The sequence below is a fragment of the Streptomyces sp. NPDC058291 genome (assembly GCF_042880855.1).
In the GTDB taxonomy this organism is placed as follows: Bacteria; Actinomycetota; Actinomycetes; order Streptomycetales; family Streptomycetaceae; genus Streptomyces.
The window spans coordinates 1-18,477 of record NZ_JBHVYK010000126.1 but is presented as its reverse complement, the minus strand read 5'-3'; the positions used below and the strand labels follow the sequence as shown (position 1 = coordinate 18,477).

12 protein-coding genes are annotated in these 18,477 nt (G+C 72.9%); 4 read left to right on the top strand and 8 right to left on the bottom strand.

Annotation, left to right across the window (positions count from 1 at the left end):
- Positions 1-209: 209 nt before the first annotated feature.
- The gene (locus ACFVYK_RS35740; protein WP_389780907.1) at positions 210-2,168 is read right to left on the bottom strand and encodes a ricin-type beta-trefoil lectin domain protein; all 1,959 of its coding nucleotides are present in this window, start codon (positions 2,166-2,168) and stop codon (positions 210-212) included.
- 215 nt (positions 2,169-2,383) lie between these two features.
- On the opposite strand from ACFVYK_RS35740, the gene ACFVYK_RS35735 reads away from it, so the two are divergent.
- Positions 2,384-3,610, top strand: coding sequence for a glycosyltransferase (locus tag ACFVYK_RS35735; protein ID WP_389780908.1), 1,227 nt, complete (start codon positions 2,384-2,386; stop codon positions 3,608-3,610).
- 9 nt (positions 3,611-3,619) lie between these two features.
- Here ACFVYK_RS35735 and ACFVYK_RS35730 read toward each other — a convergent pair whose 3' ends face one another.
- Positions 3,620-6,037: a P-loop NTPase fold protein gene (locus ACFVYK_RS35730; RefSeq protein ID WP_389780906.1), complete on the bottom strand. Its 2,418-nt coding sequence runs from the start codon at positions 6,035-6,037 to the stop codon at positions 3,620-3,622.
- 373 nt (positions 6,038-6,410) lie between these two features.
- Positions 6,411-7,064, bottom strand: coding sequence for a TetR/AcrR family transcriptional regulator (locus tag ACFVYK_RS35725; RefSeq protein ID WP_389780905.1), 654 nt, complete (start codon positions 7,062-7,064; stop codon positions 6,411-6,413).
- A gap of 180 nt (positions 7,065-7,244) precedes the next feature.
- On the opposite strand from ACFVYK_RS35725, the gene ACFVYK_RS35720 reads away from it, so the two are divergent.
- Complete coding sequence (locus ACFVYK_RS35720) at positions 7,245-8,510, top strand: YncE family protein (RefSeq protein ID WP_389780904.1); 1,266 nt, start codon at positions 7,245-7,247, stop codon at positions 8,508-8,510.
- Between the two features lie 74 nt (positions 8,511-8,584).
- Here ACFVYK_RS35720 and ACFVYK_RS35715 read toward each other — a convergent pair whose 3' ends face one another.
- Together ACFVYK_RS35715 and ACFVYK_RS35710 are read right to left on the bottom strand one after the other, a co-directional pair.
- Positions 8,585-10,450, bottom strand: a complete 1,866-nt coding sequence (locus ACFVYK_RS35715) for an endoglycosylceramidase (RefSeq protein WP_389780903.1) — start codon at positions 10,448-10,450, stop codon at positions 8,585-8,587.
- A gap of 74 nt (positions 10,451-10,524) precedes the next feature.
- Positions 10,525-12,525 carry a GTP-binding protein gene (locus ACFVYK_RS35710; RefSeq protein WP_389780902.1) on the bottom strand — a complete coding sequence of 667 codons (2,001 nt, stop codon included), beginning with the start codon at positions 12,523-12,525 and terminating at the stop codon, positions 10,525-10,527.
- 153 nt (positions 12,526-12,678) lie between these two features.
- Here ACFVYK_RS35710 and ACFVYK_RS35705 point away from each other — a divergent pair, with 153 nt between their 5' ends.
- Positions 12,679-13,773: an XdhC family protein gene (locus tag ACFVYK_RS35705; protein ID WP_389780901.1), complete on the top strand. Its 1,095-nt coding sequence runs from the start codon at positions 12,679-12,681 to the stop codon at positions 13,771-13,773.
- 11 nt (positions 13,774-13,784) lie between these two features.
- On the opposite strand, the gene ACFVYK_RS35700 is transcribed toward ACFVYK_RS35705, so the two are convergent.
- Entirely contained in the window at positions 13,785-14,708 is a 924-nt protein-coding gene (locus ACFVYK_RS35700) for an aminoglycoside phosphotransferase family protein (RefSeq protein ID WP_389780900.1), read from the bottom strand.
- 243 nt (positions 14,709-14,951) lie between these two features.
- Positions 14,952-15,452, bottom strand: a complete 501-nt coding sequence (locus ACFVYK_RS35695) for a metallophosphoesterase family protein (protein ID WP_389780899.1) — start codon at positions 15,450-15,452, stop codon at positions 14,952-14,954.
- A gap of 133 nt (positions 15,453-15,585) precedes the next feature.
- Between ACFVYK_RS35695 and ACFVYK_RS35690 the strand changes: the two genes are divergently transcribed.
- The gene (locus ACFVYK_RS35690) at positions 15,586-17,514 is read left to right on the top strand and encodes a glycosyltransferase family 2 protein (RefSeq protein WP_389780898.1); all 1,929 of its coding nucleotides are present in this window, start codon (positions 15,586-15,588) and stop codon (positions 17,512-17,514) included.
- A 490-nt stretch (positions 17,515-18,004) separates the two neighbouring features.
- Here the strand turns inward: ACFVYK_RS35690 and ACFVYK_RS35685 are convergent, their stop codons facing one another.
- Positions 18,005-18,376: a DUF6479 family protein gene (locus ACFVYK_RS35685; RefSeq protein WP_389780897.1), complete on the bottom strand. Its 372-nt coding sequence runs from the start codon at positions 18,374-18,376 to the stop codon at positions 18,005-18,007.
- Between the last annotated feature and the right edge of the window lie 101 nt (positions 18,377-18,477).

Here is an 18,477-nt window from a genome sequence, read left to right as displayed (position 1 = left end):
AGCGTCAGTTGTGTATACGAGACCGGGGCGGGGCCGCGCGGCCCCGCCCACCCGTTCCGCCGCCGCATGCTCTCCGTTCGCGACCCGGCCGCGGCCGGTGAGCCGACCGGGCCGACCGCACGGCATGACACGGAACGGCACGGCATGACGCGCACGGCACGGCGGCGGACCCCCTGCCGCAAGGGGCGGCGAGGGGGCCGACGCGGCGGTCAGTTAAGCGACCACTTCTGGTTGTCGGCGCCGCCGCAGGACCACAGCACGATCGGGGTGCGGTTGGCCGTGGCCGCCCCGTTCGCGTCGAGGCACAGGCCGGCGTTGACGTTGGTGATCGTTCCGTCGGCGTTGACGTTCCACTTCTGGTTGCTCTGCCCGGTGCAGTCCCAGACGACGACCTTGGTGCCGTTGGCGGTGCCGTGGTCGTAGGCGTCCAGGCACTTGTTGCCGTACACCACCAGTTCCTTGCGGGAGGTGTAGGTCCAGGCCTGGTTGGAGCCGCCGTTGCAGTCCCAGATCTCGGCCTGCGTGCCGTTGCCGATGGTGGAGTCGAACATGTCCAGGCAGCGGCCGGACTGCTTGCCGACGACGAGACTGCCGTTCGCGCCGGGCAGGGGCCGGACCGTGATGTCCGCCAGGGTGGGCGCGCCGGTGAAGGCGAGCGTGTTGGCGGAGCCCTTGGACAGGGCGACCTGGACGGAGATCGTGCCCTGCGCGGAGCCTGTCGGCGGGAAGGAGACCGTCGTCGCGGTCTGGCCGTTGACCTTCAGCGTCGCGGTGCGGGCGGTGGAGGCGGTGTTGGTGTAGGCGACGTCGACGACCTTCAGACCGGTGCTGCCGGCGACCACGCCGGAGAAGCTCGACGAGCCGGTGTAGGTGCTGCTCGACGCCTCCGTGCCGCCGGTGACGGTGAGCAGGAGCGAACCGCCCGCCGGGACGTTCGCCGTGTAGCCCGTGGCGTACCTGCCGATGTCGGCGCGCGCCCAGGCGTCACGGACCGTGGCGGAGGCGTCGGTCAGCCCCAGGTCGGCCCAGCGGGCGGTGATGTTCGCCGCGGCGGAGGTGCGGTTGAGCAGCACCACGGCCCGTTTGCCGGCGCCGGCCAGGACCTTCCCGTACACCTGGAGCCCGGCGGCGTCCTCGGCGACCTTCACGCCCTGCAGACCGCGGGCGTCCTGGTCGACGGCGACGACCTCGGGGTTCTTCAGGATGTTCGCCGTATCCGCCGTCATGGTGGTGAGGTCGTTGCCGGCGAGGAGCGGGGCGCCGGAGATCGCCCACAGGTTCATGTGGGTGCGGTTCTGCGCGGCGGTGAAGCCGTCCATGCCGACCATCAGCATGTCCGGGTCGTTGTAGTAGCCGGTGTGCTGCGCGGTGGGGTGCAGGTTGCGGTCGTAGTTGGTCAGCAGGTTGCTCATGGACGGCTTGTTGCCGAACAGGATGATGTCGTCGTTGGTCCGCCACATCGCCCCCTGTCCCGGCGCCCAGTTCCACGGGTTCTGCCGGCCCCAGTTGCACAGCGACAGGGTCATCGGGCGGCCGGTCGTGGCCGTGGCCCGGTCGATCGCGCCGCTGATGGCCCGGTACGCCGTCGCCGCGTCGAGCCCCTCGGCGTCACCGCCGCACCAGTCGACCTTCACGAAGTCGAAGCCCCACTGCGAGAACTGGAGCATGTCCTGGTCGTAGTGGCCCTCGCTGCCGCTGCCCGGAGCGGCGGGACGGCCGGTCGGGTAGTAGTAGCCGCAGCCGTCCTTGCCGGCGTCGGTGTAGATGCCGGCCTTCAGCCCCTTGCCGTGGATGTAGTCGGCGATGGCCTTCATCCCGCCGGGCCACTCGGACTCGTCCACGGTGATGTTCCCCGCGCTGTCGCGGGTGCCCTGCCACCAGCCCTCGTCGATGTTGACGTACCGGTAGCCGGCCGCCGGCAGCCCCGAGGCGACGAAGGCGTCGACCTGCCGCTTGATCACGCTGTAGTCGATCTTCGCGGCGAAGCTGTTCCAGGAGGCCCAGCCCATCGGGGCGGCCGGCACGGCGATCTGGCGCGAGGTCGCGGCCTGGGCCGCGCCGGGCTGGACGAACAGCAGGGCGGCGGCCGCCGTCAGGAGCAGGGCGAGCGTCCGTGCGGCGGCTGATCGGCAGCGCCGGGCGAGGCGGGAGCGGGGTGGGGGAAACATGCGGCGACTCCGGAATGCAGATTTTCGACATATCGAACGAGTGTCGGCTAACCGAACGCGGTGCGGGCCGAAAGTAGAGCCGCCCGAGGAGGAAGTCAACGGCTGCGACAGAAGTGCCGGGACCGCGCTCGAACCTCAAGTGACTGCTTTCCGCGGGTCGTTCGCCCCGGGCCGGGCCGCACCCCGCCATACTGTCGGTCGTGCGAGTGGCGATCATGACGGCGGGATCCCGGGGAGACGTGGCCCCCTTCACGGGGCTGGGCCACGCGCTGGTGTGCGCGGGGCACGAGGTCACCCTCGTCACCCACGCTCGGTTCGCGCCGCTGGTGGCCGGCTCGGGGGTGGGCTTCCACGCGCTGCCGGTGGATCCGCTGGCCGAGCTGGAGTCCGAGCGCGGCCGGGGACTGCACCGCAGCGCGACCGGTCCGGGCAAGCTGCTGCGGATGGCGCGGATGGCCCGGGCGGTGGTCGGCCGGATGACCGACGACCTGCTCACCGCCGCCCGGTCGAGCGACGCCCTGCTGCTGTCCGCCTCGCTGGCCCCGCTGGGGCACGCCATCGCCGAGGGTCTGTCCCTGCCCAGCCTCGATCTCGCCCTCCAACCCGTCGCGCCCACCCGGGAGTTCGCGCCGCCGCTGCTGGGCGGCGGATCCTGGGGAGCGGTCGGCAACCGGCTGGCCGGGCACGGCGTCGGCCTGGCCGTCGAGCGGATCTTCGCCCCGGTCGTGCCGACGGTGCGGGCCCGGCTGGGCCTGCCCGCCGCGCCCCGCGCGCTGCCGGCCCGGCGCCGGCCCGTCCGGCCCGTCCTGCACGGCTTCAGCCCGCTGGTGGTCCCCCGCCCCCGGGACTGGCGCGCGGAGCTGGACGTCACCGGGTACTGGTGGCCCTACGACCGCGGGACGCGGCTGCCGTCCGCGCTGCGGGAGTTCCTGGACGCGGGACCGCCACCGGTCTTCGTCGGCCTGGGCAGCGCGACCGTGCCCGACCCCCGGCGCCTCAGCGCCGAGATCGTCCGGGCCCTGCGGCGGGCGGGGCTGCGCGGGGTGATCCAGCGCGGCTGGGCCGGCCTCGAGGCCGACGGCGATGACATGCTGACGGTCGACGACGTCCCGCACGCCCTGCTCTTCCCGGAGACGGCCGCGGTGGTCCACCACTGCGGGGCGGGCACCACGGCGGCCGGCGTGCGGGCCGGGGCGCCCGCCGTGCCGGTGCCGATCCAGTTCGACGAGACCTTCTGGGCCGACCGCCTGGTCTCGCTCGGCGTGGCCCCGACCTCACTGCCCCTGCGCCGACTGACCGCCGACACCCTGGCCGCCGCTCTGGCGCAGGCCGTCCGGGCTCCCGAACACCGGGCGCGCGCCCGTGAGCTGGCCGCCCGGGTGCGCACGGAGGACGGGACGGGGCGGGTGGTGGAGGCGGTCGGGCGCTGGTCGAGCACGTGAGGCCGGGCATCACTCGTTGTAGTGCCTGCACGTCATGCGGACGGAGTCCAGGATCTCCGGCCGGTCGGGCGCAGGTACCTCCGGCAGCCCCCACGCCGCTCTGGTGTCCTCGATCAGACGACGGGCACTGGGCGGTGACACCGACAGCTCCCCCCGCACCACGGCCAGCCGCTCGAGGCTTCCGTCCGGCCGGTTCGCCTGCGCCTGGGTACGGCGACGCTCGAAGCCCGGGGTTGCGAACACGTCGAGCAGGGTGACGCAGAAGTACGCGTAGGCGGCGGCCTCGTCCAGGCGCTGCAGGACCTGGGGCGGCAGGTCCGCCCTCAGGTCGGCGGTGCCGGGCCCGTCGGCCCAGCGCGCGAACCGGCCGATGTGCTCCCTCATCCTCCCGAGTTCACACAGACAGTCGGCGTGCAGGAACTCCGCGAGCCGCCGCGTCGCGCCGAAGACCACGTCGGTGCTCCGGGTGGGCAGCGTGTCCTCCTTCACCCCTGCCCTGAAGGCGTCGACGGTCTCCCGCATCGCCCGGGTGACCAGCCAGGCCGACACGTTGCGCAGTTCGACCTCCCCTCGGGCTTCTCGCAGCGACACCATCTCCCGGGAGTACCGGATCAGATCGCGGGGCACGCCGCCGGCCAGGGCGTGCGCGAGCGCCACGAACGGCTCCGAGAAGCCTTCGGCGCGCCGGTGGAGAATCGCTTTCGACTCCTTCAGGGAGCAGGGCCGCACATGGACGACGTCGTCGAAGGTGCTGTCCGCGACGTCGCGTCCGGGCAGTCCCCGGCGGACAAAGGACGCGCCCACGTCCTCCGACACCGAGATCAGGAAGTGGACGCCGGTGACCCCGAGGATGGCCTTGATCTCCCCGAGGAACTCCAGGGCCTTGGCGGTGGATCCCAGCCGGTCGATCTCGTCGATCGTGACCACCAGACGCCGACTCCGCGGCCGGAGTTCTTCCGCGACTTCAGCCAGCGTGCGTCTGAGCTGCTGGACGAGTTCCGGCAGGGTCAGCGGCGACGCGGTCAGGGACGTGCCGTAGGTGGAGCCGAGGTTGAGCAGGCCGCCGGCCGGGGCCCCGCTGGCTCCGTAGTTCACGCTCTGGACGGTCTGCAGACGGTACAGGTGATCCCGACACCGTCGGACCAGGGCCGGCTCCCGCCGCCCGCGCGTCCAGCGGGACGCCCTGACCAGGACGACGCCCACCGCCACGACGACCACCCGCTCGGACAGGTCCCAACCCAAGGCGGCCTGCCGCAGCCGGTCGTCGAGGGACGCCCATCCGAGTCCCAGAAGGAGGACCAGCAGTGCGACACGCTGCGTGCCATCCCTGACGTACTCCCAGAACGGTGTGACCGCGACCCACACGCCGACGAACCCGAGCGCCCCTACGATCACCACGGTCGGATAGAAGATCACCGAGTCGTCGTGCCGCCAGTCGTTGAACCACCGGATCACCGGGGCCGGTGACCACAAGGTGATCACCGCCAGCACGACCAGCGTCCGGCCGACGGGAACGAGGAACGTCTCGCGTACGAGGTGTGAGAAGGCGGCGAAGCGCCACTGCCCGGCGTACTTCCAAACGAGGACTGCGAGCACCACGGCGCCCAGCGCGCACCACGGGTGCGCTCCCTCCGCAACCGCCGTCACAGCGTCACGCACACGCCGTGCCGCGTCGTCGCCGGCGCTCGTGAAGGCGCCGAAGAGGTGCTCGGCGAAGTCGCGCGTGGCCGCGAACACGCCCAGCACGAACAGCCCGAGTCCAAGCAGGTTCCAGAGGAACGAACGCGCGCCTGCCCGAACGGCTGCTCCAAGCCTGCGCAACCCGGAGCGCAGCGGGCTCAGTCGGCGGAACTCCGGAAATCGGAACCCGTGGTCCGCCATGTACGTTTCACACACGTCGACGAACAGAGAGGTGAGGAATTCCAGCGGCGCGTACGAGGCGGGAGCCTGGACGCAGACCTTCAGGTCGCCCGGTGCGCAGGTCTCCAGCAGGGTCGTCTTGCCCGAGCCTCGCGGCCCGCACACAGCTATGGTTCCGTCCACCAGGGCGTCGAGCTTCCGAGCGATCTCAGCCTTGGCCTGGTTGTCGATCACGTAGTTGCGGTCCCGGTGGTCCCTGATGCCCTCATAGCGCGTGGCGACGAGGAGGCAGTCGTGGTCCTCGCCGAGGAGTTCCGAGACGACGCTCTGCACGACGGTCGGCATCACGTCCTGCGTCATGACCAGGGTGAGGTCACCGGTCCGCAGCCGCACCGCGCGCGACCATCCGGCCCTGACCGCGAGGGCGACGAGCAGCCCCAGGGCGGCACGTGCCCTGCCCCGCGAAGCGGGCCGGCACAGGCTCCATGCCAGGGCTCCGACCAGCACGACACCGGCGACGGCGGGCCACGGGTCCGCCCCGACCGCCCAGAGCAGGATCAGGGCCATCCCTGCCAGGTCTGCCGCCGCCGAAGAGAGGTCCCAGGACAAGCGGAGCCGCAACTGTGTGATCCGGTTCTGCGCCCGGCTCCAGCCGTCGCACGCCTCCTCACAGGCTCGCCCTGCGTCCTGAAGTGGCGCCCGACGCACCCGGGCGATGTTCTCCGGGCGGAGCATCGCGCATCTGACGTCCTCCGGCAGAACACCGGGGCGGTGGCCCAGACGGCGAGCCACCTGATCGGTCCTCAGCGTGCGGTCCAAGGCCTGTTCGTAAGCGATTCGCTGCGCGCGGTCGGCCTCGGCCCACAGCCCGTCGTCCCCGTCGTCCCGCAACGCGCCCCGCTCCCGTCGTCGTTGTCGGAACCGGTCCGGTCCGTTCCTCCTACTGTGCCCACCCCGGCGGGCGCAGTATCCCCAGCAGTTGGCGCACCAGTTCGTCGACCACCTCGTCCAGCGTCGCGTCCACCCAGCCCGCGCTCCAGTCGTGCAGGAGGCCGTTGACGCTGCCGATGAAGGCGGCGGCCGCGAGTCGGTAGTCGCGGGGGGCGGCCTCGCCGCGCTGGGCGGCGGCCGTCGCCTCGGCGCAGATCAGGTCGACCCAGCGGGCGCGCCGGGCCAGGCGCTGCTCCTCCAGGCGGGGGCTCACGCCGACGATCTCGACGAAGGTGATCCGGATGCGGTGCGGGTCGGTGGTGACGTCGGCCGCGTAGGCGCGGAAGATCGCGGTGACGCGCTCGGCGAGCGGCAGGCCCTGGGCGTCGGCGAAGGCGGCCAGGACCGCTTCCTCGGCCCAGTCGTTGACCTGCAGATGCAGCGCCGCCAGGACGTCCTCCAGGGTGCGGAACTCCTCGTAGAACTGGCGCGTCGACAGGCCGGCCGCCTCGCTGAGCGACGCGACCGTGGTCCCGCGGTAGCCGGGCCCGCCGCCGAACAGCCGCAGCGCCGCGTCCAGAAATCTTCTCCGGCGCTCCGCCTGCCGCTGTTCGGCCGACTTGCCGCCGTAACGGCCGGTCGGCGCTCTGAGCCTGCCCGTCACTGGCCCTCCCTCGTCGTCCCGTGCTCCCCCGCCGCCAATTTTGTCGTGTACGAAGTCTTGTGGCGAAGGGCACCCCTTCCTTACTTTCCAGTAAGTCAACTCTGAACGCATCGGTGTTCAGATTCGGGCGGCCCCTCCGCCCTGCCCCCACGCCTTCAGCCACCCAGAGGAGAGAGCAGCATGCCTGCCTTCAGATCCAGGCACCTTTGCTCCGTAGCCGCCGCCCTCGTCCTGACCGTCGCCGCCCCGGCGACCGCGGCCACCGCCGCTTCCACCGCCGCCGACGCCTCGACCGCCGCCGCCCTGCGCGAGGTCCTCTTCGTCGGCAACAACTGGGAGGGCACCGCCGACGTCGTCAAGTCCAGCGGCGACTTCGCCAAGGTCGGCCGGATCAACGTGATCCCCGACAAGGCCGCCCGGATGGCGGAGATCAACGCCGACCCGATCAAGTGGATCTACTTCATGGCCATCCGCAACGGGGTCGGCGAGGGCCACGACCAGTTCGTGGACGACATGTACACCACACCGGACGGCGCGTCGGTGGTCGTCTCGCGGCCGAGCTTCGCCGACGTCGTCTCCATCGACCTGGCCACCGGCAACATCAACTGGCGTTTCCCGGTGTCCGGTTACCGTTCGGACCACATGGCCGTCTCACCCGACGGGAAGCGGGTCGCGGTCTCGGCGTCGATCTCGAACACCGTGCACGTCCTGGACATCGTCACCGGCAAGCAGCTCGGGTCGTTCAAGACCGGCGACAAGCCGCACGAGAACATCTTCACCAAGGACGGCAAGTACATCTACAACATGGCGATCGGCGACGTGAACACCTCGCAGGACGCTCCTTGGCAGGACTTCACCAAGGGCGACCGGCGCATCACCGTCGTCGACGCGAGCACCTACAAGCAGGTCAAGATCATCGACATGCGGCAGCGGCTGGACGCCATCGGGCTCAAGGACTACTCGGACGCCGTGCGCCCGGCGGTGTTCTCGCCGGACGAGTCCAAGCTGTACTTCCAGGTCTCGTTCTTCAACGGCTTCTTCGAGTACGACCTCGCCTCGGACCGGATCACCCGGACGAAGACCCTGCCGAAGAACCCGGCGACCAGCGACGACCGCACCACCTTCGTCAACGACTCGCGCCACCACGGCATCTCGATGAGCCCCGACGGCGCCAAGCTGTGCGTGGCCGGCACGATGGACGACTACGCGACGGTGGTCGACCGCGCCACCCTCCAGGAGGGCCCCCTGGTCAGCGCCTCCAAGCCCTACTGGGCCACGGTCAGCGGCGACGGCAGGGACTGCGTCATCTCCGAGAGCGGCGCCGACCAGATCACCGCGATCGACTTCGCCACGGGACAGAAGATCCTCTCGGTGCCGGTGGGCGACCATCCGCAGCGGGTCAGGCTCGGCCATGTGGCGGCGGACTGGACCGGCGCCGGCAGCTGACGGCTCCCGGCGCGGCAGGACAAAGGGGTGGGCGACGGTGACCGTCGCCCACCTCCGCGTCGTGTCCGGCGCGGTCACCCCACCTTCTGGGCCACCCACGCCGACAGTTCGGTACGGGCGGCCGCCAACAGGGTCGCGGACGGCGCGGTCGCCCCGTTGGTCACCAGGGCGTAGTGCACGGAGCCCGAGTCCGGCGCGCCCAGCAGCAGACGCCGGCTGCCCGTGCCGCCCGGTTCGCCGGCCGCGGCGATCTTCGTGGTCGTGGTGTACGCGGGCGGGGAGTACACCGTGCCGAGGTCGGAGACGACCGTCGTCGTGGCGGTCGGGAAGGAGGCCGGCAGATGCAGTTCGGTGGGGGCCGCGCCGCCGTTCGAACGCCACACCAGCAGCCCGTACTGGCCGGAGCCGACGAGCTGTCCGGTCTGGGGCAGGGAGGCGGGGACCGGGTTCCAGGTGAGCGTGGTGGAGCCGTCGCGGGAGCGGTCCTCGTAGGTGAAGGCGAGGGTCGTGCCGGAGGTGGCGCCCGGGTAGATCCGGTCGAGCAGCCGGGCGTCCTGACGCAGCGTCACCGTCCCGGCGTCGTCCAGGCGCACGGCGGAGAGGTCCTCGTCGTTCCAGGCGTCGGCGCTCGTGCGCACCTTGTCGGGGTTGTCGTTCATCAGCTCGTGGTGGCGGCCGCTGTAGACGTCCCACTGCCACTGCGAGCCGGACAGGACCGGACCCGAACGCGCCGGTGCGGCCCACCAGTCGGCCCCCTTCACACGGGAGTCGAGGCCCTGGTACATCGCCTTCAGGACGGTCGGCGCCTTGCCGGCGGTGCTCCCGTTCAGCGGGTGGCCGAACTCGCTGACGATCGCCGTCGTCGCGGCCGTGGAGGCGCGGTCGCGCACCGCGCCGAGGTCGGTGACGTACTGGCCGTCCGCCGCGTTGCCCCACATCAGGATGCCGGAGATGGCCTTCTGGTCGTAGAAGTGGGTGTTGAAGACGTAGCGGGAGCCGAACGTGCCCGCGTCCAGGAGTCCGCCCTCCTCCTTGCTGACGTTGCCGTTCCAGAAGAGGTTCGGCTCGACGAGGGCGGGCTTGTCGGTCCAGCCGGCCGCGTCCATCCGGGCCCGGAACCGCACGTAGAAGGGCCACAGCAGGTCGCGTTCCCAGGTGCGGCTGGTCTGGCCGGAGTCGTAGGAGCCGGCGTAGGGCTCGTTGTAGGGGTCGAACCCGAGGACTCCGGCGAACTCCTCGGCGGTGAGGTTCGCCCTGACGTACGTCATGGTCTTCTCGGCGGTGGCCAGGAAGGAGTCCTGGAGACCGTACCGGTTGTGCCAGAAGTCGTACTGGGCGGCCTTGACCGCGCCGTTCTGGGTGATGTTCTGCCCCCAGAGCAGGCAGATGCCGCAGGACTCGCTCGGGTAGCCGCCCAGGTCCACGGCCCACCGGGGAGCGCCGTCGCCGGTGTACCAGCTGCCCGGGTTGAACAGGTGGCGGGAGTAGAGGTCCTGGTGGAAGTCGGGGTAGACCCGGATGCCGGCGTCGAGGAAGGCGCGCATCTGCTCGGTGGCGGCGGCCAGGTAGCCGGTGTCGACCTGGCCGCGCACCGGTTCCGCGTAGGCCCAGGAGAGCAGGAAGCGCACGGAGTTGCCGCCGCCGAGGGTGCGCAGCGCCGTCGCCGACTTCCTGGCGTCGGCGGCGGAGGCGAAGGGCAGCCCCTTGTTCTCGGCGAGCTTGGTCTCACCGGAGACGTTGTAGCCGCGCAGCACGACCTCGCGGCCGTTGGCGTCGACGAAGCGGCCGCCCGACACGGTGAGCGCCGTGCCGTCGAAGGGGAGGGAGTCGGGGATCGTGGCGGCGGCGGTGGCGGCCGTGGAGCCCGCCACCGTCAGGAAGCCGCAGAGTCCGCAGAGGACTACCAGAACAGCGAGCAGACGAGCCCGGATATTCGGCATGTCCCCTACAGTCCGGTGATTTCCGGACACCGTCAATACCTTCTGACCCACGAGTAAGTTGGCTTTCTGTCAGCTCAGTTGGCCATCCGACCCGTCACGCGCAACAGGTACTCCTCGCGGTGGAGCGGATCGTGGTCGGTGCGCGGCCGCTCCGGGAGCGTGCCGCCCACGACCGGCGCGTAGTGGTCGAAGCCGCTCTCCCACTCCCCCTCCCCCCGGGTCAGCGCGGGAACGCGCTGTTCGAGGCCGTGCACCCGGGCGGCCGGCGCCGTGCCCTCCAGCACGCACCGCTTTCCCCTGACGTCCGTCGCCCGGGGCACGGCGCGCGCGGCGGCCAGCACCGGCAGCAGCGCCCCCAGCGTGTCCGCCGGGGCCTCGACGCGGAAGCGGTGCATCGGCTCGTGGACGAGCGTGCCGGCCCGGCGCAGCGCCTCGGCCAGGACCAGCGGGGTCAGACCGCGGAAGTCGTACCCCGTGCTGGACATGCTCTTGTCGAAGCCCTGGTGGGCGTGGCTCTGGCGGGGCCAGTAGCCGCAGTGGGTCATGGTGACGGCGCAGTCGGTCACCTGCCAGCCGTGCAGCCCCTGACCGAGCGTCTCGCGGACGCTGTCCTCGACCGCCTTGAAGAAGGCGTACGGCATCGAGCCCAGCTCCACCTCCAGGCCGAAGCGCACCCCGCTGCCCGGCGCGGCCGGCTCGACGCGCAGTCCGACGGTGGCGAGGAACGGGTTGGCGTCCTTCTTGATGAACTCGGCGGCGGCTCCGACGCCTGCCGGCCGCTCCAGGCACAGCGGCGTCGTCTCCCGGAAGGCGACCTGAAGACCGTGGTCCTCGGCGAGGGTGGCCTGGACGACCTCCTTCTGGATCTCCCCGTACAGCGACACCGACGTCTCCTGCCGGACCTCGTCGTGGCGCAGGCCGATCAACGGGTCCTGCTCGGCGAGCCGGGCGAGGGCGACGTGCAGCGAGCGCCGGTCCGCGCCCGGCCCCGGCACCACGACCGTCTCCAGGGTCGGCGGCGCGAAGAAGCGCCGTCGCTCGTCGCGGGGTTCGCCCAGGCAGTCGCCGACCCGGGCCTCGGTGAGGCCCCACAGCCGGGCGATCCGGCCCGCGGCCACCTCCTCCCGCCGTACGTCCGTGCCCTGGTCGAAGACGCTGATCGCAGTGACCTTGGTCGCGCCCCGCGCAGCACCGGAGCCTTCGCCACCGTCGCCGCCGAGGGGGACGCGGTCGCGGACGCGCAGGACGCCGGAGAACAGGCGGACGTAGGCGATCTTCTCGCCCGCCGGGCCCCGCTCCACCTTGAAGACCGTGCCGGACAGCGGGCCCTCGCGGTCGCCGTCGGCGGCGGGCAGCGACTCGGCGATCCCGGCGACGAGTTCGGGCACTCCGGCGCCGGTCGTGGCGGAACCGAAGTAGACCGGGTGGACGAGCGCGCGCCGGGTCTGGGCGACGATGGCCCGCCGCACCCGGTCCCGGGTGACGGCGCCGTCCACGTACGCGGACAGCAGGGCGTCGTCGTGGTCGGCGAGGACGTCGACGGCGGGCTCGACGGCCGGTTCGACGGCGGTGAAGCGGGCCGCGGCGGTGCCCGGGCCCGTGACGACGCCCATCGGGAGGACCGGCGCGGACAGCCGCTCGGCCAGCTCGCGCAGGACGCCCTCGACGCGGGCGCCGCGGCGATCGATCTTGTTGACGAAGACCAGGGTGGGGATGCGCAGCCGGCGCAGGGTCCGCATCAGGATCCTGGTCTGCGCCTGGACCCCCTCGACGGCTGAGACGACGAGCACCGCCCCGTCGAGGACGCCGAGCGCCCGCTCCACCTCGGCGATGAAGTCCGGGTGGCCGGGGGTGTCGATCAGGTTGACGGTGACGTCGTCGATCCGGAAGGAGACGACGGCCGACTTGATGGTGATGCCGCGTCGGCGCTCCAGCGCCAGGGTGTCGGTCTGCGTGCTGCCGGCGTCGACGCTGCCGATCTCGTCGATGACGCCGACCGAGTGCAGCAGCCGTTCGGTGAGGCTGGTCTTACCGGCGTCGACGTGGGCGAGGATCCCGAGATTGAGCATGTGCACGAAACGTCATGTCCTTTGAGACGGGGGTGATTCCTTCCTGCTGGGCGGACATGAACGGTGTGCGCATCGGTGCTCCTGGGATCGTGCGGCGAGTGGGTACTGGGGCAGTGCAACAGACCGGCGCGCGGGGCCGCAACGGATTAACGTGCGGACATGCGCGACATTCTTCCGGTGCTGCACGGGTGGTACGCCGACGGCGCCGCGTTCGGGCTCGCCACCGTGGTCGCCGTCGCCGGCAGCGCGCCGCGCGGACCGGGCGCCGGGATGGCGGTGGGGCCCGGCGACGAGGTGGTGGGCAGCGTGTCCGGGGGATGCGTGGAGGGCGCGGTGTTCGAGCTGGCCAAGGAGGTCGTGGCCGACGGGGCGGCCCGGCTGGAGGTCTTCGGGTACGGCGACGACGACGCCTTCGCCGCCGGGCTGACCTGCGGCGGCGAGATCTCGGTGCTGGTGCGCGCCGTCTCGCCGCGTCTGGACCCGTGGTTCGGCGCGGTCGCGGAGTCGGTGGCCGCGGGCGAGCCGGTGGCCGTCGCCACGGTCGTCGACGGCCCCGCGCCCCGCGGGGCGGTCCTGGCCGTCTGGCCCGAGCGCGCGGGCGGCTCGTCCGGCGACGACGGGCTGGACGCGGCCGTCACCGCCGACGCGCGCGGCGAGCTGGCCCTGGGCGCCACCACGATGCGCCACTACGGGCCCCGGGGGCGGCGGCGCGAGGACGACGTCTCGGTGTTCGTGCACTCCTTCGCGCCGCCGCCGCGCATGCTGGTGTTCGGCGCCGTCGACCACGCGGCCGCCGTGGCCCGCATCGGGGACTTCCTCGGTTACCGCGTCACGGTGTGCGACGCGCGGCCGGCCTTCGCGACCCCCCGCCGGTTCCCGCCGGGCGTCGAGGTGGTCGTGGAGTGGCCGCACCGGTATCTGCGCGGCACGGCCACCGACGCCCGCACGGTGATCTGCGTCCTGACCCACGACCCGAAGTTCGACGTGCCGCTGCTGGAGGCGGCGCTGCGCCGGCCCGCCGCGTACATCGGGGCGATGGGCAGTCGTCGTACGCACGACGACCGTCGCGCCCGGCTCGCGGCGGCCGGGCTCACCGAGCGCGAGCTGGCCCGGCTGCGCTCACCGATCGGGCTGGACCTGGGAGCCCGTACGCCCGAGGAGGTGGCCGTGTCGGTGGCCGCCGAGATCGTCGCCCTGCGCTGGGGCGGCACCGGCGTTGCGCTGACGGCGGCGCGCGGGCCCGTCCACCGCTGACGGCCCCGAGGTCAGGCGCGGTCCGCCCGGTGGTCCGCGAGGATCTGCTCCAGGTGGTGCAGGGCCGCCGTGACGCGGGCCGGGTGGTCGCGGAAGTACGGGTCGTCCGGGACCGGCAGCGACCCGGCCAGCGCCCAGCCGCGGGCCCGCGCCCAGGTGGCGTCGTCGGCGCCGACCGCCTCTCGGAAAACCGGACGCGCCTCGGCGGGCAGGAACTTCCAGGCGGGCTGCAGGTCCACCGCGGGATCGGCCACCGCCAGCGTCCCGAAGTCGATGACCGCGCCGAGCCGGCCGTCGCGCAGCAGCAGGTTGCCCGCGTCGAGGTCGCCGTGGATCCACACCGGCGGCTTCCCCCAGGCAGGCGCGGCCAGAGCCGCCTCCCACACCCGGGTGAGCGCGTCGGCGTCGGCCAGGCCGGACTCCTTCAACGCGGCGATCTTGGGCCGCACCCGGCTCTCGTGGGCGATCGAGTCGCGGCAGTCGCCCAGCGGCACGCCCCGGAAGGCGTTGCTCCGCTCCGGGCCGGGCCCGCCCGTGGGATCGGCGGCCTGCAGGGCGGTGAGGAAACCGGCGAGGTCGCGGGCGGTGCGCACCGGGTCGGCGACGGCCTGCGGGGTGGCCGTCTCCCCGTCCAGCCAGCGGTACACCGACCAGGGATAGGGGTAGCCCTCGCCGGGCGCTCCCTGGGCGAGGGGTTCCGGAACGGGCAGCGGCAGCAACGGCGCGAGGCGCGGCAGCCAGCGCTGTTCCCGGGCGACCTGGCCGGCCCAGTGCGCGTGTCGCGGGAGGCGGACGGACAGTTCGTCGCCGAGCCGGAAGGTGGCGTTGTCCATGCCGGACTTCGGCACGGGGACGACGCGGAGACGGGCCCACTGGGGGAACTGCGCGGCCAGCAGACGGCGCACGAGCACGGTGTCGATCAGCACACCTGCCATGTCATCGGGCGCCGGCCGGGACGTCCACCGAATTTTCGAGGAAAAAGAACCGATTCATCCGGTATGGAAGGTAGTGGGACGGGTAGGCGACCGGCAGGGACAGGGATGCACGTCCTCTGCCCTTCGTCCGGCGAAGGAAGGAGGTCCGTTGAAGCAACGCACACCCGCAAGTACCGGGCCGCCCCCGACCTTCTCGGCCGGGAGCGGCCCGACCTTCTGTCCCCGCCCGGGAAACCGCCGCGCTCAGCGCGGCGGCAGCCGGTGCAGCACCACGTCCGTGAGGCAGCCGTCCGCCGCGGTGGCGGTGAGATAGGTGCAGTGCGGCTGACGGCGGCGGTCGGTCGGGGACCCCGGGTTGAGCAGGCGCAGCCCGCCCGGCGCGGTGGTGTCCCAGGGGATGTGGCTGTGCCCGAAGACCAGGACGTCCAGGTCCGGGAAGCGTGCTGCGCAGCGCGTCTCCCGGCCCTGGGCCGGGCCGGTCTCGTGGACGACCCCGAACCGCACTCCGCCCAGCTCGGCGCCGGCCACCTCGGGCAGCCTCGCGCGCAGGTCCGGCCCGTCGTTGTTGCCGTACACGCCGACGACCGCGCGGCTGCGGCTCTCCAGCAGATCCAGAGTGGCGATGTCCACCCAGTCCCCCGCGTGGATCACCACGTCCGCGCGCGCGAGCTCGTCCAGCAGCGCGGCGGGCAACGTTTTGGCGCGCTTGGGGAGGTGGGTGTCGGACATCAGCAGAAGGCGCACGGCCTCAGGATACGAAATCCGCGCCTCGGACGAATCAGGACAGGTGGGGCGCCGACGGCGGGGTTAGCATCGGGCCACGCGCACCCCCGTTCCGCGCGCGGCGAAGCGATCCAGCGAGGGGGCCAGGAGCCCGATGCCGGTCAAGGTCAGCGTCATCGTCCCCGTCCACGACCCCGGTCCCCGCATCGAGACGTGTGTGGCCTCGCTGCTCCGGCAGTCGCTGCCGCCGGACGAGTACGAGGTGATCTTCGTCGACGACGGCTCCACCGACGCCACCCCGGCCCTGCTCGACGCCCTCGCCGCCGAGGACCCCCGGGTGCGTGTCGTCCACCAGGAGAACTCCGGCGGGCCCGGCGCGCCCCGCAACGTCGGCATCGACGCCGCGCGGGGCGAGTACGTCCTGTTCGTCGACGACGACGGCCGCCTCGGCCGCCAGGCCCTGGAGCGGATGTACGCCTACGGGGTCGCCAACGACGCGGACGTCGTCGTCGGCAAGACGGCCGGTCAGGGACGCGCGGCGCCGGTGGAGCTGTTCCGTGCCGATCGCCCGCGCGCCGGCGTCGGGGACACGCCGCTCATCGACAGCCTGACCGCGCACAAGATGTTCCGCCGGACGTTCCTGGAGCGCACCGGGCTGCGCTTCCCGCAGGGGCGCCGCCGGCTGGCGGACGACGTCTTCGTCGCCGAGGCCTATCTGCGCGCCGGCAATGTCTGCGTGCTCGCCGATTACGTCTGCTACTACCACGTGCGACGGGACGGCGCCTCGGACCCGAGCCCACGGCGGTTCGATCCCACGGGCTGGTTCAAGGAGCTGCGGGAGGCCCTCGACGTCGTCGAGCGCCACACCGCGCCGGGGCCGCTGCGCGACAGCCTGTTCCGGCGCTGGCTGCGCGTGGAGATGGTCGAGCGGCTGCGCGGACGGCGCTTCCTCGACCTGTCCGAGGGCGACCGCAGGGAACTCTTCGCGGAGATCCACGCGGTCGTCGCCGAGCGGTTCGGGCCGGGGGTCGCGGCGCCGTTGGAGCCGGCCCAGCGGGTCGTCGCCGCGCTGGCCGCCGAGAACCGCTACGACGACGTCGTCGCGTTCGCCCGCTGGGAGACGGGCGTCGCGCTCGTCGTCGACCCGCAGGACGTGGTCTGGCGCGACGGCGTGCTGCGGATCGCCTTCACCGCCGAGCTGACGCACCACGGCGGGCCGATGACCTTCCCCTCCGGCGCCGGCTCCGGTCGGTGGCCGCCGCGGGATCTCGGCGAGGCGGTGCGATGGCTGGGCGCGGACACCGTCGGCAGGTTCGACCGGACGGCGCCCGACCTGCTGCTGCGCGAGCGGGCCGGCTCGGCGCAGTACTTCCAGCCGGTGGAGGTCGTCCGGGAGACCGTGCCGGCGGGCGACGGCCGGGTGCGGCTCGTGCTGCGGGCCACGGCCGCGCTGGATCCGGCCTCCGCGGTCAGCGGCGCGGCGCCCGGCGAGGGTCTGTGGGACGTGTGGGCACGGGTGAGCCTGGGCGGCTGGACGCAGGAGCGGCCGCTGGGCCCGGCGCCCCATCACCGCCGGCCCGCCCCGCCCGCCGCGGTGGTGGCGGACCGTGTGGTGCTGCCCTACTGGACCGAGCGGCACGCGAGCCTCGCGCTGGACGTCGGCCACGCGACGAAGCGGCTCGGCCTGGGCCGGGTGGCGGCCGGGGACGTGCGCGTCGACGGAGACCGGTTCCAGGTGACCCTTCCCCTGCACGTTCCGGAGAGCGGCGACGCCGTGCTGCGGCTCGCGGCCGTGAGGTCCGCGGACGTCCGGGAGGCGGTCGGGACGCTGTCCCCGGGCGGGCGACTGGCCGTCGTCCTGCCGGTCGCCGACCTGAGGGGCCGGACCTGGCTGACGACGGTGTGCCTCGCCCCCGGCGCGCGGGAGCCACGCTTTCATCCGCTCCCGTTCGCGCTGCACGTCGACCGGGACGGCGTCCTCGTGGTGCCGGCTTCCCCGCCGGGCGGGGCGCGGCGACTGGCCCGTAAAACACGGCGAGCGCTGTACCGGGCGCTCGGCAGGGGCACGCCCCGAGGCGCGTGAGCCTCGGGGCGGGCGCTGTGGGCCGCCGCCGGTTCGGCGGCCCTGTACGTGGGGCCTCGGCGGCCCCGTACGTGGGGTCCTCGTCGGCCCCGTACGTGGGGCCTCGTCAGCCCCGTACGTGGGGTCCTCGTCGTCGCCGGTCCTCGCGCCACGCGTCGTGAGCCGCCCTGCCTGGGACGACGCGTCAGACCGAACGCCGGCGGCGACGCGCGGGCCGGGTCCGGCGCGCGCGGGCCGGCGCCGGACGCCGCCGGCCCGTCAGTCCTCGCCCCGGATGATGTTGCCCTCCGGGTCGGGCTGCGCGCCTGGCGCCGCCACGGCCGCCAGGCACGTGCGCGGCCGGACGGGGGCTCGGCGAACCCGGCGGGCCCTGGCCCACCCCGTCTCGGGTCGGCGGGTCGCGGGTTTCTCCTCGGTCTGCGCGGTCACGACGGTTCAACACCCTTCTGTTCCTTCGGCGCCGCGTCGGCGACGGGGCGCTGGTCGCGGGTCAGCCCGCACCCGGGCCGCCGCTGCCGAACGAGCCGCCGGAGCCCTCCTCCCAGCGGGGCCGGCGCTGGTCGGCGCCGTCCCGGCTGCCGGTGCTCCGCAGCTCGTGGGGCGTGAGACGTTCGCTCCCGTCGGTCGCCTTCGGCATCTCGTTCGGCTCGCGGGTCCGGCTCTCGTGGGTCCGGCCGGACGCGGGCAGCCGGGGCTGCTCGTGCGGCTCCGGCGGTGCGGGCTCACGGCTGCGGATCTTGCTGCCGAGCCGGAAAGCCCAGATCAGGCCGCCCACGAGCACGAGTCCGACGACGATGAAGGCGACGGTGGCCAGGGCGGACCTTCCGGATGCCGCGAGGTAGGCGGAAGCGAAGTTGTCCATGGGCGGCGGGTACCCGGCCCGCGGCCACGGACACCTCACATCCGAGCGAGGCGGCGCGGCCCGGCGGGGCGGCGCGGCGGGGCGGCGCGGCGGGGCGGCGC